Source organism: Nocardiopsis sp. NPDC006938 (genome assembly GCF_042869555.1).
Classification (GTDB): domain Bacteria; phylum Actinomycetota; class Actinomycetes; order Streptosporangiales; family Streptosporangiaceae; genus Nocardiopsis.
Genome location: NZ_JBIAGA010000004.1, coordinates 77761 through 99322, shown reverse-complemented (window position 1 = coordinate 99322; position 21562 = coordinate 77761). Strand labels below are relative to the sequence as shown.

Sequence of the window (21562 nt, the reverse complement as noted above, 5' to 3'; positions counted from 1 at the left end):
GGCGTGCCCCGGCGGCCACGGGGTTCACCCCTTGAGCGCCCCCGCCATGAGCCCGCGCATGAAGTACCTCCCCAGCACCAGGTAGATGAGGAGTGTCGGCAGCGACGCCAGCACGGCCGCCGCCATCTGCTGGTTGTAGGGCACCACCATGGACCCGGCCACGTTGTTCAGCTGCACCGTGACCGGCCAGCTGTTGGGACCGGTCAGGAACACCGCGAAGAGGAAGTCGTTCCACGCCGACGTGAACTGCCAGATCAGGGTGACGGCGAACGCCGGTGCCGATACCGGCAGGATGACGTGGGCGTACGTCCTCAGCAGCCCCGCTCCGTCCACCCGCGCCGCCTCGATGAGGGAGCCCGGGACGCTCGCGTAGTAGTTGCGGAAGATCAGGGTGCAGATCGGGATGCCGTACACCGTGTGCGCCAGGACGAGCGGGAACAGCCCGCCCATGAGGTCGGCGCCCACCAACATCTGCTGGAGGGGGATCATCACCGCCTGGTAGGGGATGAACATCCCGAACAGGAACAGCGTGAACACCGTGTCCGCGCCGGGGAAGCGCCAACGGGCCAGCACGTAGCCGTTCATGGAGCCCAGCACCGCGGACAGGACCGCGCTCGGCACGGCCATACGCACGCTGTTCCACAGTCCGGGGGCCAGCGCCGACCAGGCCGTGGACCACCCCTCCAGGCTCCACTCGCGCGGAAGCAGCCACGCCCGGGCCGCCGTGGCCTCCGAGAAGGGCTTGAACCCGGTCACCGCCAGCACGTACATGGGCAGCAGGAACAGCGCCGCCAACACCAGCAGGACGGTGAACCGGACGGCCCGTCCGCGTGAACCGCCTGCCGCGCCCACGCCGGAGGGGGCGTTCACCCGTCCGGGCGATCTCCGGGTCATCGGCCCTCGCTCCGTTCCTTGCGCACGGTCCAGACCAGGTAGGGGATCACGAACACCGCCACGGCGAGCAGCAGGTAGGACGCGATGGTGGCCCCCTTCGCCGGGTCCCGGACCTCGAAGACCATCGCCCACATGTACACGGCGGGGACGTCGGCGACGATCTGCTGCCCCGCCACCGCGATGATCAGGTCGAACACCTTCAGGGACATGTGGCCCAGGATGATCACGGCGCTCAGGGTGACCGGGCGCAGCTGCGGCATGACCACCCGCCAGTACACGCCCCACTCCGAGCACCCGTCCACCCGGGCCGCCTCCCGCAGCTCCTCGGGCACCCCCCGGAACCCGGCCAGGAACAGCGCCATGACGTATCCGGCCAGTTGCCAGACGGCGGGCAGCGCCATCGCCGCCATGCCGAGGTCGGGCGCGGTCCACCAGTCGTTGACGAGGAAGTCCAGGTTCAGGTGGACGAACAGGGCGTTGAGACCGGTGGCGCGCTCGGCCGGCGCCGGGTTCATCAGCCAACGCCACACGACACCGGTGGCGATGAAGGAGACCGCCATCGGGGCGAGGAAGAGGGTCCGGAACACCGCCTCGCCCCGGATGCCCTTGTCGAGCAGCAGGCCCAGCAGCCAGCCGAGGAACAGCGCTCCGCCGACGAAGACCACGGTGAACACCACCGCGTTGGCCACGGCGGCGGGCCAGCGGGCCTCCTGCCACAGCTGGACGAAGTTGGCCAGCCCCACGAAGGAGCCGTCCTGGATCGGGGCGTGCTTGTCGCTCAGGGCCAGCTGGGTGTTCCAGCCGATCATGCCGTAGACGAACACGCCGATGAGCAGGATCGACGGCGAGACCAGCAGCAGGCCCGGGAACCAGGTGCGGGCCCTGGCCAGCGCCCGCCGCAGCCGGGTCGGACGCGCGCGGCGGTCCGGGACGGGGGGTTTCGGGTGGCCGGGGTCGCCGGGCGCGGCCCCCGCCTGGGTGGGGGCGCTCATGCCGACTGGGCGGCCTCGTGCAGGGCCGCGTTGAGGGCCTCCAGGTCCTCGTTCTGGAGGTAGAGGCCCACGGCGGTGTCGATGTCGTTCTTCCACCGGTTGCCCACGGTCACCCCGTGCCAGAACGACCCCGCCAGCTCGGGCCCGGCCTGCCACTCGGTCAGCGCGGACTCCAGGTACGGGTTGTCCGCGTACCGGCCGGGGTCGGCGTCGGAGCGGGCCGGGATGGAGCCCTTGAGGGGGTTGAACAGGTCCTGTCCCTCCTGGCTGGCCACCAGGGCGAGCCAGGCGCGGGCGTTCTCCTCGTTGGGGGCTCCCGCGGGGAGGGTGAAGCTGTCCGACAGCCACATGTACGTACCGTCGGTCCCGGGCGAGGGCGCCCAGTCGTAGTCCTCTCCGGGGAGCGCTCCCAGTTCGTCGAAGTACCCGGCGGCCCAGTCCCCCATGACGTTGAAGGCCGCCTCCCCCTCCGCCACCCGGCGCGAGGCCTCCTGCCAGTCCTCGGCCGCCGACTCCTCCTGGGTGTGGGACAGGATCGTCTCGAAGGTCTCCAGCGCCTCGGCCATCCGCGGAGTGTCCCAGTCCGCGCCCGGCTCCCACAGGGCGTTGTACGCGTCGGTGCCGAGCGAGCCCAGCAGCACCGACTCCAGCAGGTGGTCGACGGTCCACTGGGCGCCCACCGCCATGGGGATGGCGTCGGTCTCGGAGGCGACGGCCTCCAGGGCCTCCACGAGCTCCGCCAGGGTCCGGGGCGGCCCCTCCACCCCGGCCTCCTCCAGCACCGAGGGGTTGAACCACAGGACGTTGGACCGGTGGATGTTCACCGGGACCGAGTACACGCTGTCCTCGTAGGAGATCTGCTCGACCAGCTGGTCGGGGTAGGCCTCTCGCAGACCGTGTTCGTCGAAGAAGTCGTCGAGCGGTGCCAGGTACCCGGCCTCGACGTAGTCCTGGAGGGACGCCCCGGCGTGGCCCTGGAAGGAGTCCGGCGGGTCCTGGCTCTGGAGCCGCCCCTCCAGCACGGCCTGGGCGTTGGTGCCCGACCCGCCCGCCACGGCGGCGTTGACGAACTCGACCCCCTGGTTCTCCTCCTCGAAGCGCTCGATGAGGGCGTTGAGCCCGGCCTCCTCGCCGCCCCCGGTCCACCAGGAGAAGACCTCGACCTGGTTCCGGTCCCCGCCTCCCGCACCGCACGCCGTGGCCAGGAGCGCCAGTCCCAGCCCCGAGGCGGCGATCGACCACCGTCGTGAACGCATACGCATTCCTCTCCGGGCGGCCGACCCGTCCCGCGGCGACGGACCGCCCCACTGTGTCGCATATCACCAAATTCCAACCCCGCCATCCTTGGCAACCCCGGCGACGTAGGTCAAGGGAGCGGCGGATCACGAATCGGAGACGCCCCATCGGCGACGGACACGCCGAAACGGCGACGCGAACGCGGAGTGCCACCGCCCCGGTCTGACCTGTGGCGTTCCCGTCCCCCGCCGCCCGCGCCCGGCGCACACGCCCACGGCGCGCCACGGGGATTGGCACAATCACGGCATGCCAGTCCTCGACCGAGCCGCCCTCCGACGGTGGGCGCTCCTCCCCCCGGCCTGTCTGCTCGTGTCCGCCTGCGCGCCGGACGGCGGCGCGGTGGGCGCCGTCGCCACCGGGCACTTCTCCGCGCGCCACCAGTTCCCCGTGGTCCAGGTGGCGTGGTGCGGGGACAGCCCGCCCGCACGGATCGACCTCACCTCGGAGGAGCACGGGTGGCGGCTGACCGCCAACCGCGCCTTCGAGGGCGACCGGCTGGAGGTGGACCTGTCCGCGCCCGGCGAGGACTGGACCATCACCGACACCGGGGGCAAAGCGGCGTACCGGGTGGTGCCCGACTCCCCCGAGACCGCGTACACGCTGGAGGTGACCTCGGCCGCCGGCGCGGAGGACGGCGCCGACGGCGACATCGCGGCGCTCGAGTTCCACACCGAGTCGCTGGCCTCCGACGACGGCCTCATCCTGGGCACCCACCAGGGCGGCGAGGGCACGCTGGTGGGCGCGCAGGAGTTCCCTCCCGAGTGCTGAGCCGACGGTTCAGCGCGGCGCGGGCAGGTGACGGCGCCAGGACAGGGAGACGGCCAGGACGCACAGCAGGGCGAGTCCGGTGCCGACCGCGAACATGGCCGGGTAGCCGAACCAGCGGGTCAGCGCCGCCAGCGAGGCCGGGACGAAGAACCCCAGGTAGGTGAGCGAGTAGTACACGGCGGTCAGCCCGGCCAGGCGGTCGGGCCCCGCGATGCGCTGCGCCTCCTGGAGTCCGGAGACCAGCAGCAGGCCGTACGCGGCGCCCAGGACGGCCGCCGCGACCAGCGCCGCCGTGACGGTCAGCGCGGTCGAGGCCCACACGGCCAGGGCCATCCCGGCCGCGGCCACGGCCAGGGCCGCCACCACCGCGCGCGAGGAGTGCGGACTGTCCACCCGCTTGGCCACCTGCTGGCTGAGGACACCGCTGGCCAGGGCCACCAGGCACAGGAGTCCGGAGAAGCCGATCTCGAAGCCGGGAACGCGGTGGGCGAGCAGGTTGGGCAGGACGGCGTAGGCGCTGGCGGCGGTGCCGAACACCCACGGCGCCATGGGCACCACCACCAGAAGGAAGCGGCGGTGGAACGCGTCGGGCACCCGGAGGTCGTCCATGAGCCTGCGGGGCGTCGTCGAGCGCGCGTGCGTCTCCGGCGCGCCCAGCAGGACCAGGGCCAGCGCGAGGGTGAGGACGATGTTGACCGCGTACGGCAGGACGGCGGACATCGGCGCGAACTGGGCGATGGCGGCCGCGACCACCGCGCCCAGGAGGAAGCCGAGGGTGAGCGCGAGCGAGGCGCGCGCCGCGCCCGCACCCGCACCGGCCCCGGGGTCGTGCGGGGGCTGGGAGAGCTCCTTGACCCAGCTGGTGCCCACCGCCATCGCGAGGCCGAGCGCCAGGCCGGAGAACACGCGCCCGGCGAAGAGGAGGGCCACCGAGTCCGAGCCCGCGGCCAGCAGAGCGCTGCCGACCACGCACAGGAGCGGCGCCGGGAGCATCAGGGGGCGGCGCCCGTGGCGGTCGGAGAGCGGACCGCCCACCAGCAGGGCGGGCACGATGCCCAGGACGTAGGCGCCGAGCAGTACGTTGACGACCTGCGCGCTCATGCCGCTGTCCAGGCGGTACATCACCAGGAGCGGCGTGAACTCGTTGCCGCCCCAGGCGACGGCGAAGAGGGTGCCGCACACGGCGAGCCATCCGGGGAGCGCGCGGCGGCGCGCGGGGTCGGTGCCTCTCCCGGGTTCCCGGTGCGGTCTGCGGGCCTCGATCGTGGCCATGGTCGGTACTTCTTCCTCAGCGGTTCGGGGTCAGGGAGGTAGGAGGGGTGTCGGCGTGCGGTGTCAGAGGGTGGAGCCGTGGATGTCGTTCAGGTGTTCGGCGGTGGCCCGGGCGTAGCCCTCGTGGTCGCCCTCCTCGATGAGCCGGGCCAGACCCGTGTGCTGGGCGATGGCCAGGTCGGCGCGCGTGGTGTCGTGGCTGATCGACTGGGTGGTCATGCGCCGGTGCCGGTCCTGGAGGAGCTGGTGGAAGCCCTGGAGGATCGAGTTGCCCCCGGCGGCGACCACCTCGCGGTGGAACTCCACGTCGGCGCGGGTGAAGGCGGCCAGGTCGTCGTCCTCCCAGGCGCGCCGCTGCCGTTCGATGACCTCGCGCAGGCGCCGCACCAGCCGCTCGGAACCGCCCGGGGAGGCGCACACGGTGCGGACCGCCTCGGTCTCGATGAGCTGGCGCGCCTGGAGGACCTCGCGGAACTCGTGCGGGGGCACGGGCCGCACCATGGCACCGCGTTTGGGGTACAGGCGCATCCACCCCTCCGCCTGGAGCTGGAGGAAGGCCTCGCGGACGGGGGTGCGGCTCATGCCGAGTTCGGCGGCGATCCGACCCTCACTGAGCATGCTGCCGTCCTCGAACTCACCGTCGAGGATGCGGTCGCGGACGACGGCGTAGGCCCGCCCCGCCGCCGACTCCGGCTCGGCGGCCACCCCGGCCACCGGTTCTCCCCCGTCGCCACCACTGGCACTCACTGGGCCTCCTCTTCTTGGATACAACATAGATACTAGTCGTATGCCAGAGCCGGTCCCAGGGCGGCCCCTGATCTGGGACCAGGGTCACCCGCCCGACAGGCGCCCCACGACGGCGGGGAGGGCGGGGCGGGGCACGGTGCGCGTCAACGCGGAGCATCCGGCGTTGACGAGAACCGGCCCCGAACACAGGGGAAGGGGGTGCCCGCCGGTGCGGGCACCCCCTCCTCCGTGTGCGGGCGGGTCAGCCCCGCCAGCTGTGCCACAGCCGCGCGTAGCGGCCGCCGTCGGCGACCAGCTGGTCGTGGGTGCCCTCCTCCACGATCCGCCCCTGCTCCATGACCACGACCCGGTCGGCCGTCTGCGCCTGGGTGAGGCGGTGCGCGACCACCAGGGTGGTCCGGCCCTTGGTGGCGGCGACCGCGGCGTCCTCCAGACGGCGCGCCCCGGAGCTGCCCGCCTCGGCGGTGGCCTCGTCGAGCACCGCCAGGTCGGGGTCGGCCAGGACGAGCCGGGCCAGGGCCAGGTGCTGGGCCTGTTCGGCGGTGAGCGCGTGACCGCCCTCCCCCACGACTGTCTCCAGGCCCTCGGGCAGGGCGAGCGCCCAGTCGAGAGCGCCCACGGTCTCCAGAGCGTCCCGCACCTGCTCGGGGGTGGCGTCGGCACGCGCCAGGCGCAGGTCCTCCACCAGCGTCCCGGCGAACACGTGGGTCTCCTGGCTGACCAGGAACACGTGCTCGCGCACACGCGCCTCACCGAGGTCGTCGAGGGGAATCCCGCCCAGGGACACCGTCCCGGACGTCGGCGCCCGCAGACCGCTGACCACGGCGGCCAGGGTGGTCTTGCCCGCTCCGCTGGCACCGACCAGCGCCACCCGCTCCCCGGGTGCCACCCTGAGCGAGACGCGGTCCAGGGCGCGCGGGGCCCCGGGGGCGTAGGAGTGGCTGACCGCCTCCACCCGCAGGGAGGAACCGGCGGGGCCCTCCTCCGCTCGCGGGTCGTCGGCGACCGGCAGGTCGATGACCCCCGCCAGACGGGCCAGGCTCGCCCCGGCCTGCTGGACGTCGTTGAAGTTCATCACCAGGAACCCGATCGGCCCGAACAGCCGGTGGAAGAACAGGGCGGCGGCGGTGACCATGCCCACCGTGGCGAGTTCACCGCGCACCAGGAAGAAGCCCACGACCAGGACGGCGCCCAGCCCCACGAACTCGGAGCCGTTCATCCGCGCGCCGAGCCTGGTGAAGAGGTAGAACACGTCGATGGTGAGCCGCATGGCGGTGCGGGACCGGTCCGCGATGACCCGCTCGTGCTCCTCCTCCAGACGGTAGGCGCGGACGGTGCCCCGGCCGCGCAGGGCACCCATGAGCGCGTGCGAACGCTCTCCCATGGCGATCCGCTCACGTGCGTAGTACGGGCCCGAGCGCGGCATGTACCAACGCACCGCCCACACGTAGAAGGGCAGGGCGGCGAGCCCGGCCAGGCCCAGACGCCAGTCGAGGGCGGCCATTCCGGCGGTGGTGAGCACCACCATGGCCAGGGCGGTGACGACCTCGGGGCCGTTGCGCGCGATGGCGTTGGTGACCACCGCCACGTCGTCGCCGACCCGGGAGAGCAGGTCGCCGATCCGTACCTTCTCCAGGCGCGCCGCGGGCATGTGCAGGACGCGTTCCATCACGCGTTCGCGCAGGCGGGCCAGGACCGTCTCACCGACCCGGCTGACCTGCCAGGCGCCGAGTCCCACGAAGACGCCGCCGACCACGGCGGCCCCGGCGATGAGGGCGGCTGACCGGAGGATCGCCTCCGGTCCGGCGCCCTGGGAGATGTCGTCGACCATGGAACCGAGCACCCACGGCGCGACGAGTCCGGCGGCGCTGCCGAGGAGCACGGTGGCCAGGGCCAGCGCGGTCGTCCACGGGATGGCCCGCAGCCCGTCACCGAGGACGGCCCAGGTACGCCGTGCGTCGGCGGTGGGCAGGAGTTCCGGGGTCGCGGCCGTGGCGGGCGCCCCGGGTTCGGTGGTGGGTTCCGTGCTCAACGCAGCACCGCCTCACGGTAGTGGGGGTCGTCTTCGGCCAGTCGTGCGTGGGTGCCCTCGGCGTGCACGCGGCCCTCGCGCAGGACCACCACCCGGTCGGCGCGTGCCAGCAGCGCGGGGCTGCTGGCGATGACCAGGGTGGCTCCGCCGGGGGCTCGGGCGGCGCGCAGTGCGGCGGTGCCCTGGGCGATGGCCGCCTCGGTGACGGCGTCGACCGCCGTGGTGGGGTCGTGCAGCACCAGCACGGGAGGGTCGGCGACCAGCGCGCGAGCGAGGGCGACCCGCTGGCGCTGACCGCCGGAGAGGTTGGCGGCTCGGTCGGCGACGGGCCGGTCGAGCCCGTCGGGATGGCCGCTGACCAGGTCCTCGGCGGCTGCCGCGGCCAGGGCTTCGCGCAGGAACCGATCGTCGTCGGTGTTCGCCGCGGCTTCGGTGGAGGGAGCGGTGTGTCCGCCGCGCGCGGTCCGGCTGACCACGAGGTTGGTGCGCAGGGTGCCCTCGAACAGGACGCTGCCGTGCTCTTCCACGAGCACGGCGCGCCGCAGGGAGGTGAGGTCGAGTTCGGGGACGGGCCGGCCGCCGACGAGCGCGGTGCCTCCGGCTCCTTCGGCTCGTCCGGCGAGGAGGTCGACCAGGCCTTCGGCGTCACGGGGGTCGGTGGTGAGGATGCCGACGAACTCTCCCTGGGCCAGGGTCAGGTCGACGTCGTCGAGTGTGCCGTGGGAGACGCCGCGCAGTTCCACGGCGGGCGGGACCTCGGGGAGAGCGTCGGGGAGGAGCCGGTCACCGGGGTGGACGGCGTCCGGGGCGTTGAGGAGTCGGGTCAGGCGCTGGGCGGAGGCTCGGGCGATGGCGAACAGCTGGCCGACCAGGCCCAGTGCCCGGACCGGTTCGGTGAGGAACTGGGCGAGGCCGACCACGATGACGAGTTCGCCGATGGTCAGGTGCCCGCGGAGCGCCATCCACCCGGCGGCACCGGCGACGACGCCGAGGAAGACCGCTCCGGCGGCGGTGACCAGTCCCGTGTAGAGGCCGTTGGTGGCGGCGGCGCCCACAGAGGCGGTGAGGGCGCGCTCGCTGGCCCGCTGGTAGCGCAGGGAGGCGTTGTGCCGGGCGCCGATGCCCATGAGCACGCGCAGCCCGCCGACCAGGTCGGTGGCCATCGCGGTGGCGCGGGCGGCGGTGGCCTGTTTGGCCTCGGTGCGGCGGGTGATCCGGGCGGCGGGAATCCTGAGCAGTAGGAGCATCAGCGGCACGCCGAGGAGGACCCCGAGCCCGAGGGGGACGTTGATGGCGAGCAGGGTGGCGGTGGTGACGACGATCGCGGTGACCTGCGCGATCCCCATGGCCCAGGCGCGCACGTAGGTGGCCACCTGCTCGGCGTCGGAGGTGGCGACCGCGAGGATCTCACCTGAGCGCAGGCCGCTGAGTTCGCCGCGCGGGTGCAGGACCCGGCGGGCGGACTCCAGGCGCAGCAGGTGGGCTTCGCGTTCGGTGGCGCTCAGGGCGAAGCGGGCGCCGAAGCGGTAGGCGGAGGCCAGGCAGGTGAAGAGCAGGGCCAGGCCCGCCACGCACCACAGCAGCGCGGTGGTGTCGCCGGTGGTGACGGCGAGGTCGATGGTGAGCCCGATCGCCACCGGGACCAGGACCTCGCAGGTCTGGTGGAGCGAGAGCAGGAGGGCGCCGAGGGCGACCCGGCCCCGTTGGCGGCGCAGGGTTCGGGTGCGCAGGGCCTTGGCGGTGCCGGGGACGGGCTCGGCGGCGGCCTGGTGGGCGTCGGCGGTGGCCGCGGTCACGGGGTGACTCCGTTCGGGTGGGAGTGGTGTGGCGCAGGGGCGGGGAGGGGGATTCGGACCGTGGGGTCGTCCCGACCGACCCAGGGTAGCCAGCGGGGTCACGGCCTCCGACCACGGGTTGTCCCGGTTGGCACCGGTACGGCCATTGCCGAGACACCATGATATTGGTTAGCCTAACCTCACATCCCGTCGACACTCCTCCGCGAAGGGTCACCCGCTTGCGTATCCAGCCCCCGCGCCACCGCCAGATGATCCGTTCCCGGGTCGTACGCACCGAGCGGACCACCGACCACTTCGTCACCGTGACCGTCAGCGGCCCGGAGTTGTCCCGGTTCGAGTTCCTCGGCAACGACCAGTGCGTGCGGGTCTTCCTCCGCCGACCGGGGCAGGAGCGGCTGGTCCTGCCCGACGCCGACGACGACGGCTGGTATCCGCGGTACCGCGAGATGGGCGACGACGTGCGCCCCTACGTCCGCAACTACACGATGCGCCGGTTCGACCCCGAGGCCCTGGAACTGGACATCGAGTTCGTGGCGCACGGCGACGGCGGACCCGCCTCGACCTGGGCCCTCTCGGCCAGCGAGGGCGACGAGGTCGGCCTGTTCCCCGAGGGCGTCTACTACCTTCCCCCCGCCGACGCCGACTGGCACCTGCTCGTCGGCGACGAGAGCGCCGTTCCCGCCCTGCTGTCGATCGTGGAGCAGGCCCCGCGCGACCTGCGCGCCCAGGTGTTCCTGGAGGTGCCCTCCCCCCGGGACGTGCGCCCGCTGAACGCCCCTCCCGGGGTACAGGTGCACTGGCTGCCGCGCGAGGACGCCCACGCCACCCCCGGCCGCCTGGCACTGGAGACGGTCCGCGCCGCCGAACTGCCCGAGGGACGCCCGTACTGCTGGGTCGCGGGGGAGAACGCGCTCCCCACCGGGTTGCGCCGGGCCCTGGTGCGCGAGCGGTCGGTGTCCAAGGACGACATCACGTTCGTGGGCTACTGGCGCGCGGGCGTGGCCGGGGTCGACTGAGGGACGATCCGTCCGCACGCGCCGAGGAGCGAACGCCCTCACAGGCTCGTCGGGTGGCCTCCGTTCGCGCCGCGCACCGGAGTCGGGCCTCCCCTTCCCGGCGCCTCCTCCGGCGGGGGTCGCCCCTTTCCGTGGGACGCCTCGGAATCCCCGCGGTGGCCCACACCACTCCTCCCCCGAGGGTCACACCGCGCACGATCCGCGCTAACCTGGTCGAACCCGGCTTAGGCAAGGCTAAGCTCACTTTCATCAGCGAGGTCCCATGAACCCCGGTCCGTCCACCCGACGCGGTCTGGTCGCCGCCGGCGCCCTGTCCACCGTCCTGCTCGCCGCCTGCGGCGGCGCGGGCTCCTCCTCGGAGCCGACGGGCCAGGCTTCCGAGGGCTATCCGGTCACCGTTGAGACGCTCTTCGGCGACGTGGAGATCGAGGACCTCCCCCAGAACGTGGTCGCGCTCGGCTGGTCCGACGCCGAGACCGCCCTCGCCCTGGGCGTCCAGCCCGTCGGCGTGGCCGACTGGCAGGGGTACGGCGGCACCGGCGTGGGGCCCTGGGCGGCCGAACTGCTCGAATCCGAGCCCGAACAGCTCGGCACCATGGAGCCCAACATCGAGGCGATCGCCACCCTGGCCCCCGACGTCATCCTGGACACGCGCTCCGACAACTCCCAGGAGCGCCACGACCTGCTCTCCCCGGTCGCCCCCGTGGTGGGCCCGCCGCCGGGCGTGGAGGTCACCTACGGCACCACCTGGCAGCAGCAGACCCGCCAGGTCGCCCAGGTCCTGGGCGAGGAGGAGCGCGGCGAGGAGCTCGTCACCGAGCTGGAGGGCCGTTTCGAGGAGCTGCGCGCCGACCACCCCGAGTTCGGCGACCTCACCATCGCCGTGGGCGCCTACTTCGACGGCCAGTACGGGGCCTACGTGCCCGGCGACACCCGGGCCGACCTCCTGGCCGAGCTGGGCTTCGAGTACAAGCCGGAGCTGGTCGAGCGGGCCGAGGGAGCCTTCTACACCGACCTCAGCTCCGAGCTCGTGGAGGAACTGGACGCCGACCTCACCATCGTCTTCCCCATCGGCGACGAGGCCGCCGAGTTCCTGGACGGTGACCCCGTCCTCCAGGGCATCCCCTCCGCCGAGGCCGGACGCCTGCTCGTCCTCGACGACCCGGAGCTGGTCAACGCGTTCTCCAGCGGTTCGACCCTGGGCGTCCACCACGCCCTGGACGAGATCGTCCCCCTGATCCAGCAGACCCTGGAGGACTGAGGGGTCCCGGGCCGGAGCGCCACAGAGCCGCGTGACGATGCGGCGGTTCCGTCGCGTCCGGTCGGTACGGTGCCGGATACGAGCCCGTCTCATGAGGGCAGGTTGATCCCGGGGTGGCCGGGATCGATCCCGGGGCTGGCCCAGGGTTGACCGGCGCCCGACCCCGAAACGGTCAGACTGGCGGGGTGACCGCTCACCGACGGCACCGCGCTCCTCCCACCGCCTCCGCTCCGAGGTCGGTGGGCGCGCCGCGCCCGCCCGGCATCGAGCGCCCCGACCGGAACACCGCACTCCAGCCGCCGGAGCGACCGGCGGAAAGGAACCGACCATGGACCTGCCCCGCATCTTCACCATCAGGGAGAGCGGCCACCGCATCCACAACCCGTTGACCCCCGAGAAGTTCGCCGTCCTGGGCGAGGCGCTGCGCCTGCCGCCCGGGACGAGGGTGCTCGACCTGGCCAGCGGGTCGGGCGAGATGCTGTGCACCTGGGCGCGCGACCTCGGTTTCACGGGGACGGGCGTCGACATCAGCACGCTCTTCACCGAGCAGGCCCGTGCGCGGGCCGAGGAGCTCGGTGTGGCCGACCGGGTGGATTTCGTCCACGGTGACGCGGCCGGTCACGTCGCGCAGGAGCCGGTGGACCTCGCCGCGTGCGTGGGCGCCACGTGGATCGGCGGCGGCGTGCCCGGGACGGTCGAGTTGCTCGAACGGAGCCTGCGACCCGGCGGCCTGATGCTGGTCGGCGAACCCTACTGGCGCCGCACGCCCCCGGACGAGGAGACGGCGAAGGCCTGCCACGCCACATCGTTGGCGGACTTCCTGCCCCTGCACGGGCTGGTGGGCCGGTTCGGCGAGCTGGGGTACGACGTGGTGGAGATGGTGCTGGCCGACCAGGACAGCTGGGACCGGTACAGCGCGGCGCAGTGGCTGGCCATGCGCCGATGGCTGGACCGCAATCCCGACGACGAGATGTCGGCCGAGGTGCGCGCCGAACTGGACACCGAGCCGGTCCGGTACACGCGTTACTCGCGCGAGTTCCTCGGCTGGGGGGTCTTCGCGCTCATGAGGCGCTGACGACGTGCTGACCGGCGGTTCGGGGCCGGGGCGGGATCTCCCGCCCCGGCCCCGCTGTTTCCTCACCCCTCCGAGATTTGCCTACAACCTTTAGGTAAACGTAGGATCGCTTTCGGAAAAGAGGAGGAACCCCTTGGCACGCGCTGGCCTGACACCCGAACGCCTCACCCGGGAGGGCGCCGACCTGGCCGACGAGGTCGGCCTGGACCAGGCGACCCTGTCCGCACTGGCCCGGCGCTGCGGCGTGCGGGTCGCGAGCCTATACTCGCACGTGCGCAACTCCCGCGACCTGCGCACGCGCATCACGCTGCTGGCGCTGGAAGAGCTGGCCGACCGCTCCGCCGACGCCCTCGCGGGCCGCTCCGGCAGGGACGCCCTGGTGGCCCTCGCCGACGCCCACCGCGACTACGCCCGCGCCCATCCGGGCCGCTATGCCGCCACCCAGCGCCCGCTCGACACCGAGACGGCGGCGCACAGCGCCGGGGTCCGGCACGCCCGCATGACACGCGCGCTGCTGCGCGGCTACGACATCGAGGAACCCGAGCAGACCCACGCCGTCCGCCTGTTGGGGAGCGTCCTGCACGGCTACGTCTTCCTGGAACTGGGCGGGGGCTTCGACCACAGCGCCCCCGACTCCCAGCAGTCCTGGACGCGGACGCTGGACGTGCTCGACCACCTGTTGCGGAACTGGCCCGACGCCGTCCCGACCTCCCACGAGCCGACCTCCCACGAGTAGGACCCCATGCGCACCGAGAACCACTGGATCACCACCCCCGTCACCACGGACCTCCTGCTCGGCGCCCTGGAGTGGGAACGCACCGAACGGGGCCTGATCCCGCACCGGCTGCCCGCCCGGGCCCGTGCCCAGAACCCCGACCCCCTGCTGGGCCTGGCCGAGGTCCAGCCCTCGGGCGTACGGATGCTTCTGCGCACCCGCGCGACCGCAGTCGAGCTCGACGTCCTGCCGACCAAGCGGGTCTACCCCGGGATCTCCGCCCGACCGGACGGGGTGTACGAACTGCTCGTGGACGGCCTCCTCACCGCGAGCACCACCGTGCCCGACGGCGACACCCTGACTCTCGACATGGCCACCGGTTCCCTCGAACACAGGGCGGGGCCGGTCGGCACCGCCCGCTTCACGGGCCTGCCCGACCGGGTCAAGGACGTGGAGATCTGGCTTCCCCACGACGAGGCCACCCAGCTGGTGGCCCTGCGCACCGACGCACCGGTGGAGCCGGTCCCGGACCGGGGCCGCCGGGTGTGGCTGCACCACGGAAGCTCCGTCAGCCACGGTTCGGACGCTGGCGGACCCACCTCGACCTGGCCCGCCGTGGCCGCCGCCCACGAGCCCGTGGACCTGGTCAACCTGGGGTTGAGCGGCAACGCGCTACTGGACCCGTTCACCGCCCGCGCGATGCGGGACACCCGGGCCGACCTGATCAGCGTGAAGATCGGCATCAACCTGGTCAACGCCGACCTGATGCGCGCGCGGGCCCTGGGCCCGGCGGTCCACGGCTTCCTGGACACCATCCGCGAGGGCCACCCCGACGTCCCGTTGCTGGTCGTCTCGCCGATCCTGTGCCCCATCCACGAACACACCCCCGGCCCCACCGCGTTCGACCCCGAGGCGTTGCGCACGGGGCGCAAGGTGTTCCGGGCCACGGGCTCCGCCGCGGAGGCCTCCGCCGGGAAGCTCACGCTCACCTCGATCCGTGAGACGCTCTCCAGGATCGTGCGGGAGCGTGCCGCCGAGGACCCGTACCTGTCCTACCTGGACGGGCGCGACCTCTACGGAGAGAAGGACCACGAGGAGCTGCCGCTGCCCGACCGCCTGCACCCCGACACGGCCGCCCACCGGCGGATCGGGACACGCTTCGCGGAGCTGGTCTTCGGGCCCGGCGGCGCCTTCGCCCCGGTCTCCGGCTCCGGCACCGGCACCGGCTGAGCCCGAGGTGAGGCCCGGGTCACCGGACGGCGCGGTCGCGTCGCAGGTGGAGCCTTCGTCACCGGTCGGCGCCGTCGTGCCCGGGCCGCGCCAGCCCGAAACGACCGGGCTCAGGTCGGCCCACCGGTCGGCCGAGGGACCGGTGCCCGACACCGTCGGACCAGCGACGGCGTCGCGTCGGCCGACACGCGCGCACCGCCGCCCAGCCCTGTCCTGGCCGTCCGACACACGCGGGCAGGAACCACCCGGGCGCACCGAACCCTGACGTACCCGGCGGGCTATGCTCACTGGGCCCGGTGCGGTCCGGCGGCAGCGCGCCGCCGCCCCCGTCCGTGGCCCCATCCGACACCGAGCCCGCGCGACCGGGCGGCGCGGACACAGCCACCGAGGAGCCCTCCCGTGACCTCAACTCCCGCAGTACCCGCCCTCGACATCGACGTGGTCGTCTTCGACGTCCTCGGCACGATGGTCGACGAACCCGGTGGGATCGAACGGGGTATCCGCGCTCTGCTCCCCGACGCCGACGACACGGAGGCGCGGCGACTCCTCGGTGTGTGGTCCGGGCACGTGGAGGAGCGCCAGCGCGCGATCCTCGCTGGGGAGGCGCCCTATGCGAACAGTGCCGTGATCGACCTGGAGGCGGCCGGCAGGGTGGCGGTCGAGGCGGAGGTCGACGACGAGGGGGCGATCCGCGACCTGGCCGCCGCCGCGCAGCGCCTGGCGCCCTGGCACGACTCGGCGCGGGCCCTGGACCGGCTGGCCTCGCGCTACCCGGTGGTGGGTCTGTCCAACGCGAGCGGAGCGGCACTGACCCGCATCAGCTCCCATGCCGGTCTGCGCTGGCACCAGGTGCTCTCGGCGGAGGACGCGCGCTCCTACAAGCCACACCCGGACGTCTACCGGCTCGCCATCGCCAACGCGGACACCGCGTCCGAGCGGCTGCTCATGGTGGCCGCGCACGCCTGGGACCTGCGCGGCGCCCAAGAGCTCGGCATGCGGACCGCCTACGTCGAGCGGCCCGTCGGTGACCCGCCGCGCGCGACGGACGCCTTCGACCTGACCGCTCCCAGCCTCGACGCGTTGGCGATCCAGCTCAACGCCCTCTGACCCTCATCGGGGCTCCGCGCCCGTTGGGGGCCCGTCTTCTCCCGGTTCATGGCCTTCGGGAGACACGGTGCCGCCAGCGGGCGCTTTCGTGCGTCCGGGCCCGCCGTACCTGACCCCCTGCCCCGCCCCGTCCGTCCTCCCCAGCCCCCGCCGCGCCCGCCTCCTCTCCAGCCCTGCCTCTTCCGGGCCCTCGCCGCGGTCGCCACCGGCCCGTACTGGCCCCGCCCGGGCCCCGTTCTTCCGAAAGTGGACGCGAGCGGCCAAGTATGTGCTTAGAATGAAAACCGTTTTCATATCCACTCGTTTCTCATCCCCCACAGGAAGGGAGGCCGGATGCGGCACGCCCCCGCTCGCACCACTCCCCCCGCTCCCCCGGGAGTCCCGGAGCAACCCCCGCCCGCCGTCCGACGCCGCTGGCTGACCACCCCCGCGGGCACCGCCACCGCGTCCCTCGTCCTGACCCTGACACTGACCGCGTCCGTGGTCGTCGCGATCGGTCTCGGCTCGGCCGTGGTCCCCCCTCAGGAGACCGTCCGCTACCTGTGGGCCGCCCTGACCGGAGGGGCCATCCAGGCCGACGAGGTCACCCGCTACCAGGTCATCTGGGAGATCCGCACTCCGCGCGTGCTCCTCGCCGCGGTCGTGGGCGCGGGGCTCGGCGCGGTCGGCGTGGCCGTCCAGGCCATGGTGCGCAACCCCCTCGCCGACCCCTACATCCTCGGTGTCTCCTCAGGGGCCTCCGTCGGCGCGGTCCTGGTCAGCGTGCTGGGCGGAGCCGCGGCCCTGGGCGTGCACGCGGTCTCGGCCGGGGCCTTCGCCGGCGCCCTGGCCGCCACCCTCCTCGTCTACGCAGTCTCCTACTCGCGCATGGGGGTCACCCCACTGCGCCTGGTCCTGACCGGGGTGGCGCTGTCCTTCGGATTCCAGGCGATCATGAGCGTGATCGTCTACCTCGCCCCCAGCAACGAGGCCACCAGCACCGTGCTCTTCTGGACCATGGGCAGTTTCGGAGCCGCCACCTGGGGGTCCCTGCCCGTGGTCGCGGCCGCCGTGATCCTCGGAGCGCTCCTGCTGCGGTCACTGGCCCGCTCCCTGGACGTCACCACACTGGGCGACGAGACCGCCGCCAGCCTGGGCGTGGACGCCGACCGCCTGCGGCGGCTCCTGTTCGCCCTCACCGCCGTGATGACCGGAGCGATGGTGGCGGTCAGCGGCGCGATCGGGTTCGTCGGTCTGGTGGTGCCGCACGTCGTGCGCATCCTCGTGGGCGCCGACCACCGCCGCGTGCTCACCGTGGCCCCGCTCGCGGGCGCGCTGCTCATGGTCTGGGTGGACCTGGTCTCGCGGGTGGCGGTCGCCCCCCGCGAGCTGCCCCTCGGCGTGATCACCGCGCTGGTCGGCGTCCCGGTGTTCATCACCCTCATGAGGCGACGCGGCTACCTGTTCGGAGGACGCTGATGGACCTGCGCATCGACGACCTCTCGGTGGACCTGGGCGGCACGAGGATCGTGCGGCGGCTCACCCTCGACGTACCCGACGGCCAGGTGGTGGGCCTGGTCGGCCCCAACGGCTCCGGGAAATCGACGGCGCTGCGCTGTGTGTACCGGGCCCTGGGGCCCAGCGCGGGCCGGGTCCTCCTGGACGGGGAGGACCTGACCTCGATGAGCCCGCGCGCCAGCGCCCAGCGCGTCGCCGCCCTCACACAGGAGAACGGCAGCGACCTCGACTTCACCGTCGAGGAGCTGGTGGCCCTGGGCCGCACCCCGCACCTGCGCGGCAACCAGCCGCTGAGCGAACGCGAGCGCGAGCTGTGCCGCGACTCGATGGAACTGCTGGACGTGGCCCACCTGGCCGGGCGCGGTGTGCTCGAACTGTCCGGCGGCGAGCGCCAGCGGGTCCTGGTCGCGCGCGCGCTGGTACAGGAGCCCCGCGTGCTCGTGCTGGACGAGCCCACCAACCATCTCGACGTGCGCCACCAGCTCGACCTGCTCTCCCTGCTCCGGGACGTGGGTGTGACCGTGCTGGTGGTGCTGCACGACCTCAACCTGGCCGCCTCCGCCTGCGACGTCATCGGAGTGCTCTCCGAGGGGGCGCTCGTGGAGGCGGGCAGCCCGGAGAAGGTGCTCACCCCCCACCTGCTCCGGGAGGTCTTCGGCGTGGACGCCACCGTCGTCCCCCATCCCCTCACCGGCGGCCCCCAGTTGCTGTACCGGCTCCCGCCCTCACGGAAGGAACACGCATGACCCCCACAACACGCCCGCGCCCCCTCGTTCTGGTGCCCCTGGTCGCCCTCACCGTCGTGCTCGCCGGGTGCGGCGCGCGGGTCGAGGGGGTCTCCGAGGCCGGGGCCGGGCCCGTCACCGTGCCGCGCTGCGGTGAGGAGGTGGAGTACACCACGCCGGAGCGGGTGGTCGCCTACGAGGGCGGCAGCGCCGACAAACTGTTCGCGCTCGGGCTGGTGGACCACGTGCACGGCTACGTGATGCCCCCGGCCAACCCGCCGGTGGAGGAGTCGCCGTGGGCCGACGACTACGCGGCGGTGGAGTTCCTCAGCGACGACCTGCTCAACCGGGAGCTGGTGGTGGACGCCGAGGCGGACCTGGTGGTCGCGGGCTGGAACTCGGGCTTCAGCGACCAACGCGGTATCACCCCGGAGATCCTCGACGGCATCGGGGTGCAGAGCTTCATGCACGCCGAGTCCTGCTTCAACTACCCGGGGCACCCCGAGCGGGTACGGCCGTTCGAGGGGCTCTACACCGACCTGGAGCGGCTGGGCCTGATCTTCGGGGTCGAGGAGCGCGCCGCCGAGGTGGTGGCGGGGTACCGCGAGAGGGTGGAGGCGGTCCGGGAACAGGCGCCCGAGGGTGAACCGGTCCGGGTGTTCCTGTACGACTCCGGCACCGACCAGCCCTTCACGGCGGGCAACCAGGTGCCGCCGGACGACATCATCACGCACGCCGGGGGCGAGAACGTCTTCGGCGACCTGGAGCAGCGGTGGACCCAGGTGGGCTGGGAGGCCGTGGTGGAGTCCGAGCCGGAGGTGATCATCATCCTGGACTACGGGGACCAGCCCGCCCAGGACAAGATCGACTTCCTGACGTCGTCCCCCACCATGGCGGAGGTCCCGGCCGTGGTGGAGGAGAACTTCTTCGTGCTGGACTACAACGAGGGGATCTCCGGCCCCCGGGTCATCGACGGTCTGGAGGGGTTCGCGGAGTACCTGCGCGCGCTGAGTTCCTGAGGCCCGGGCTCTCCCGGTAGTCCGGCGTCGGTGTCGGGGCCGCAGGCCTGGAAGTGGTAGGAACCCTCGAAGGTGCGGCGAGGTCCGCGCGGTGGACAACGTAGGCCTTCTCGTACTGGTCCTCGATCAAGGTGGGGGACGACGAAATCGGTCCCCCCGGCATCAAAGACGATGACCTCAGAAGATTGCGCGTCGGGGCATCGCGCGGGCGTTCGGCGAGTTCGGTGCCTCCGACGCCGGGACGAGCGAAGGAGTCTACTCAGTGTCGAAGACGAGGGGTCGGATGCGGTCACTCCTGGCATGCGCGGGAATCACGGTGCTCCTCGCCGGATGCTCGTTCGGCGCCGGGCGCACCGACGAGAACGGCGGCGAGGGGCAGGTGGTCGATCAGACCGAGGAGGCCTACCGAGCGTTCAGCGAAATGCCCCCGCGCGAGGACGTGGCGGAGCTGGATGTCCACGGCGCCGAGGAGTTCCCCAACGGGAGCACGACCTACTGGATCAACTACGCGACGACCGGCGCGGACTCCGAAGCCGTGTGTGAGGCGCTGGGAGACACCAACCCCATCCCGGTCGCACGGATTCAGGACGGCGACGCGGAGAGGCTGAGAATCCCGCGGGACTTCCTCGATGCCCAGGAGGGAGGGGTGCGGGTGTGCAACGCGAGACTGGAGAGCCACGATGTCCGCGTCGCGATCTTCTATCCGCCCGGGGAAGAGATGGAACCGGAGAGCACGGTCACCGTGTACCTCAGAGAATCCTTGATGGGAAGCTGATGTGACGTTGTATCGCCGCAACGGCGCTCGTCATCGCGGTGGCCGTGACCCGCTCCGGCGCGGACGGCTCGGATGCCGACGGGCCCCGGCGACGATCTCCCGGAAGGCCTGACCGTCTCCGGGAGCGTGGGGTCGCCCCCGAGGTGAGCGCCGAGGACGGGCCCGGAAACGGCTATCTCGGGCTGCCGGGGGCGAAGGGTAGGAGATCCCGGACGGGTCCCTCATGATCGTCGACGTGGTGACGTACATCTGGGGCCCGGACGGGACGATGATCGAGTATGTGTCCAGCTATGACCTGGGCTTCCGGAGCTTGCTCTCCCTGGCGGGGAGGGGTGATGGCTCCCTTCGCCACTTCGGTGATTCCCAGTTCAGGTCCCGGTCCATCCCCGCATGCGCGGGGAGCAGTACCTGCAACGCAGTTCCTCGGCCATCAGCAAGGGTCCATCCCCGCGTGCGCGGGGAGCAGACTTGCTGACCAGCACTCACTGGTCGGCACAGACGCTGGCACAAGTGCGGAACAGGTGGATCGATGGGTCAAGCTAAGGATGGATCGCCAGAAGATCCCGCGCGAGGAGTCACCAAAGGAGCATGAGGTAGTGCTGGATGAATCGGCGCTACGTCGCCCCATCGGCGGTGTCGACGTCATGAAGAAGCAGCTGGCGCGTCTGCGCAAGATGGCGGAGGAAGGCCTCGCCTCATTCCGCGTGCTGCCATTTGACATCGGTGCTCATCCCAGCCCAGAGGGTGCCTTCACCCTGCTCGATCTGGGCGCTCCCTTCTCCACAGTCGCACACATCGAAAGCCGTGGTGGCGGGATCTACCTGGAACGCGGCGACGTCGACAAACTGGACGAGGTATACGGTCGATTGCAGGAGATGAGTTTGAGTCCTGAGGACTCGGTCGCGTTCATAGCGGCCTTGGAGAGGAAGCTGTAATGAATCGGGACACGTCGACCGTGACTAGCTGGCGCACCAATAGCTACAGCGTGAACGGCGGCGGCCAGTGCGTGGAGGTCGGCTGGCACATCAGCAGCTACAGCTCTGACACTGGTGGGCAGTGTGTCGAAGCGGGCCCCTTCCTGGGCGAGCCCCAGCGGTTCGCCGTGCGCGACTCCACGCAGCGCGACCTGGGCTACCTCTCCTTCCCCTCCTCCGAGTGGTCCGCGCTACTGCGTGTCTCCCCGTTCTGAGCCCGGTACCCGGCTCCTGGAACCCGGCTCCCGGGGCGGCCAGCCGTCTCTACCGGGAACGAAGGAGTCCGGGGGTAGGTGTCCGTCGTCCGAGGAGGTCCGAGGCTGTCACCTCCGCCGGAGAAAACCCGGTGACGTCGGCGATCGCCCCCGGGA

Annotated in this window: 20 protein-coding genes; 13 read left to right on the top strand and 7 right to left on the bottom strand. The window is 72.3% G+C overall.

The genetic code is table 11. From position 1 onward, the window contains the following. Positions 1–24: 24 nt before the first annotated feature. The 3 genes from ACFYL4_RS07920 to ACFYL4_RS07910 are packed head-to-tail and all read right to left on the bottom strand — an operon-like array spanning position 25 to position 3142. A complete protein-coding gene (locus ACFYL4_RS07920; protein ID WP_357768867.1) occupies positions 25–894 on the bottom strand; it encodes a carbohydrate ABC transporter permease in 870 nt (289 codons plus the stop codon). Then, positions 891–1886 (bottom strand): carbohydrate ABC transporter permease, encoded by a 996-nt coding sequence (locus tag ACFYL4_RS07915; RefSeq protein WP_387517328.1) that lies wholly within the window; start codon positions 1884–1886, stop codon positions 891–893. Before ACFYL4_RS07915 ends, ACFYL4_RS07920 begins: the two co-directional genes overlap by 4 nt. Continuing rightward, positions 1883–3142 (bottom strand): ABC transporter substrate-binding protein, encoded by a 1260-nt coding sequence (locus ACFYL4_RS07910; RefSeq protein ID WP_387517326.1) that lies wholly within the window; start codon positions 3140–3142, stop codon positions 1883–1885. Before ACFYL4_RS07910 ends, ACFYL4_RS07915 begins: the two co-directional genes overlap by 4 nt. A gap of 286 nt (positions 3143–3428) precedes the next feature. On the opposite strand from ACFYL4_RS07910, the gene ACFYL4_RS07905 reads away from it, so the two are divergent. Beyond that, positions 3429–3950 carry a hypothetical protein gene (locus ACFYL4_RS07905; protein WP_387517324.1) on the top strand — a complete coding sequence of 174 codons (522 nt, stop codon included), beginning with the start codon at positions 3429–3431 and terminating at the stop codon, positions 3948–3950. A 9-nt stretch (positions 3951–3959) separates the two neighbouring features. On the opposite strand, the gene ACFYL4_RS07900 is transcribed toward ACFYL4_RS07905, so the two are convergent. The 4 genes from ACFYL4_RS07900 to ACFYL4_RS07885 form a co-directional block, all read right to left on the bottom strand. Further along, complete coding sequence (locus ACFYL4_RS07900) at positions 3960–5222, bottom strand: MFS transporter (protein ID WP_387517322.1); 1263 nt, start codon at positions 5220–5222, stop codon at positions 3960–3962. A 63-nt stretch (positions 5223–5285) separates the two neighbouring features. Continuing rightward, entirely contained in the window at positions 5286–5969 is a 684-nt protein-coding gene (locus ACFYL4_RS07895; protein ID WP_387517320.1) for a GntR family transcriptional regulator, read from the bottom strand. A gap of 241 nt (positions 5970–6210) precedes the next feature. Further along, positions 6211–8001: an ABC transporter ATP-binding protein gene (locus tag ACFYL4_RS07890; RefSeq protein ID WP_357768855.1), complete on the bottom strand. Its 1791-nt coding sequence runs from the start codon at positions 7999–8001 to the stop codon at positions 6211–6213. Then, entirely contained in the window at positions 7998–9797 is a 1800-nt protein-coding gene (locus tag ACFYL4_RS07885) for an ABC transporter ATP-binding protein (protein WP_387517318.1), read from the bottom strand. Before ACFYL4_RS07885 ends, ACFYL4_RS07890 begins: the two co-directional genes overlap by 4 nt. Before the next feature lie 248 nt (positions 9798–10045). Here ACFYL4_RS07885 and ACFYL4_RS07880 point away from each other — a divergent pair, with 248 nt between their 5' ends. The 12 genes from ACFYL4_RS07880 to ACFYL4_RS07825 all read left to right on the top strand — a co-directional run bounded on the left by ACFYL4_RS07880 (position 10046) and on the right by ACFYL4_RS07825 (position 21406). Then, the gene (locus ACFYL4_RS07880; protein ID WP_387517791.1) at positions 10046–10813 is read left to right on the top strand and encodes a siderophore-interacting protein; all 768 of its coding nucleotides are present in this window, start codon (positions 10046–10048) and stop codon (positions 10811–10813) included. 262 nt (positions 10814–11075) lie between these two features. Continuing rightward, the gene (locus ACFYL4_RS07875; RefSeq protein ID WP_387517316.1) at positions 11076–12074 is read left to right on the top strand and encodes an ABC transporter substrate-binding protein; all 999 of its coding nucleotides are present in this window, start codon (positions 11076–11078) and stop codon (positions 12072–12074) included. A 328-nt stretch (positions 12075–12402) separates the two neighbouring features. Further along, positions 12403–13149, top strand: a complete 747-nt coding sequence (locus ACFYL4_RS07870) for an SAM-dependent methyltransferase (RefSeq protein WP_387517314.1) — start codon at positions 12403–12405, stop codon at positions 13147–13149. A 133-nt stretch (positions 13150–13282) separates the two neighbouring features. Beyond that, positions 13283–13885 (top strand): TetR/AcrR family transcriptional regulator, encoded by a 603-nt coding sequence (locus ACFYL4_RS07865; protein ID WP_387517312.1) that lies wholly within the window; start codon positions 13283–13285, stop codon positions 13883–13885. 6 nt (positions 13886–13891) lie between these two features. Next, the gene (locus tag ACFYL4_RS07860) at positions 13892–15094 is read left to right on the top strand and encodes a GDSL-type esterase/lipase family protein (RefSeq protein WP_387517311.1); all 1203 of its coding nucleotides are present in this window, start codon (positions 13892–13894) and stop codon (positions 15092–15094) included. 399 nt (positions 15095–15493) lie between these two features. Continuing rightward, complete coding sequence (locus ACFYL4_RS07855; protein ID WP_387517309.1) at positions 15494–16201, top strand: haloacid dehalogenase type II; 708 nt, start codon at positions 15494–15496, stop codon at positions 16199–16201. 333 nt (positions 16202–16534) lie between these two features. Further along, entirely contained in the window at positions 16535–17659 is a 1125-nt protein-coding gene (locus ACFYL4_RS07850) for an iron ABC transporter permease (RefSeq protein WP_357768842.1), read from the top strand. Continuing rightward, positions 17659–18444 (top strand): ABC transporter ATP-binding protein, encoded by a 786-nt coding sequence (locus ACFYL4_RS07845; RefSeq protein ID WP_387517306.1) that lies wholly within the window; start codon positions 17659–17661, stop codon positions 18442–18444. Before ACFYL4_RS07850 ends, ACFYL4_RS07845 begins: the two co-directional genes overlap by 1 nt. Beyond that, positions 18441–19442, top strand: a complete 1002-nt coding sequence (locus ACFYL4_RS07840) for an ABC transporter substrate-binding protein (protein WP_387517304.1) — start codon at positions 18441–18443, stop codon at positions 19440–19442. The genes ACFYL4_RS07845 and ACFYL4_RS07840 overlap by 4 nt, the downstream gene beginning before the upstream one ends. A 262-nt stretch (positions 19443–19704) precedes the next feature. Continuing rightward, positions 19705–20217, top strand: a complete 513-nt coding sequence (locus ACFYL4_RS07835; RefSeq protein WP_387517302.1) for a hypothetical protein — start codon at positions 19705–19707, stop codon at positions 20215–20217. A gap of 545 nt (positions 20218–20762) precedes the next feature. Then, positions 20763–21152: a DUF5753 domain-containing protein gene (locus ACFYL4_RS07830; protein WP_387517817.1), complete on the top strand. Its 390-nt coding sequence runs from the start codon at positions 20763–20765 to the stop codon at positions 21150–21152. Then, complete coding sequence (locus tag ACFYL4_RS07825) at positions 21152–21406, top strand: DUF397 domain-containing protein (RefSeq protein WP_387517300.1); 255 nt, start codon at positions 21152–21154, stop codon at positions 21404–21406. The genes ACFYL4_RS07830 and ACFYL4_RS07825 overlap by 1 nt, the downstream gene beginning before the upstream one ends. The last annotated feature ends 156 nt before the right edge of the window (positions 21407–21562 follow it).

Excerpts from the sequence above, each read along its gene's own strand:
- ACFYL4_RS07875 (WP_387517316.1), top strand. The coding sequence starts at position 11,076 with ATGAACCCCGGTCCGTCCACCCGACGCGGTCTGGTCGCCGCCGGCGCC.
- ACFYL4_RS07880 (WP_387517791.1), top strand. The coding sequence starts at position 10,046 with ATGATCCGTTCCCGGGTCGTACGCACCGAGCGGACCACCGACCACTTC.
- ACFYL4_RS07850 (WP_357768842.1), top strand. The coding sequence starts at position 16,535 with ATGCGGCACGCCCCCGCTCGCACCACTCCCCCCGCTCCCCCGGGAGTC.
- ACFYL4_RS07825 (WP_387517300.1), top strand. The coding sequence starts at position 21,152 with ATGAATCGGGACACGTCGACCGTGACTAGCTGGCGCACCAATAGCTAC.
- ACFYL4_RS07920 (WP_357768867.1), bottom strand. The coding sequence starts at position 894 with ATGACCCGGAGATCGCCCGGACGGGTGAACGCCCCCTCCGGCGTGGGC.
- ACFYL4_RS07870 (WP_387517314.1), top strand. The coding sequence starts at position 12,403 with ATGGACCTGCCCCGCATCTTCACCATCAGGGAGAGCGGCCACCGCATC.
- ACFYL4_RS07840 (WP_387517304.1), top strand. The coding sequence starts at position 18,441 with ATGACCCCCACAACACGCCCGCGCCCCCTCGTTCTGGTGCCCCTGGTC.
- ACFYL4_RS07905 (WP_387517324.1), top strand. The coding sequence starts at position 3,429 with ATGCCAGTCCTCGACCGAGCCGCCCTCCGACGGTGGGCGCTCCTCCCC.
- ACFYL4_RS07845 (WP_387517306.1), top strand. The coding sequence starts at position 17,659 with ATGGACCTGCGCATCGACGACCTCTCGGTGGACCTGGGCGGCACGAGG.
- ACFYL4_RS07860 (WP_387517311.1), top strand. The coding sequence starts at position 13,892 with ATGCGCACCGAGAACCACTGGATCACCACCCCCGTCACCACGGACCTC.
- ACFYL4_RS07900 (WP_387517322.1), bottom strand. The coding sequence starts at position 5,222 with ATGGCCACGATCGAGGCCCGCAGACCGCACCGGGAACCCGGGAGAGGC.
- ACFYL4_RS07910 (WP_387517326.1), bottom strand. The coding sequence starts at position 3,142 with ATGCGTTCACGACGGTGGTCGATCGCCGCCTCGGGGCTGGGACTGGCG.
- ACFYL4_RS07915 (WP_387517328.1), bottom strand. The coding sequence starts at position 1,886 with ATGAGCGCCCCCACCCAGGCGGGGGCCGCGCCCGGCGACCCCGGCCAC.
- ACFYL4_RS07830 (WP_387517817.1), top strand. The coding sequence starts at position 20,763 with ATGGATCGCCAGAAGATCCCGCGCGAGGAGTCACCAAAGGAGCATGAG.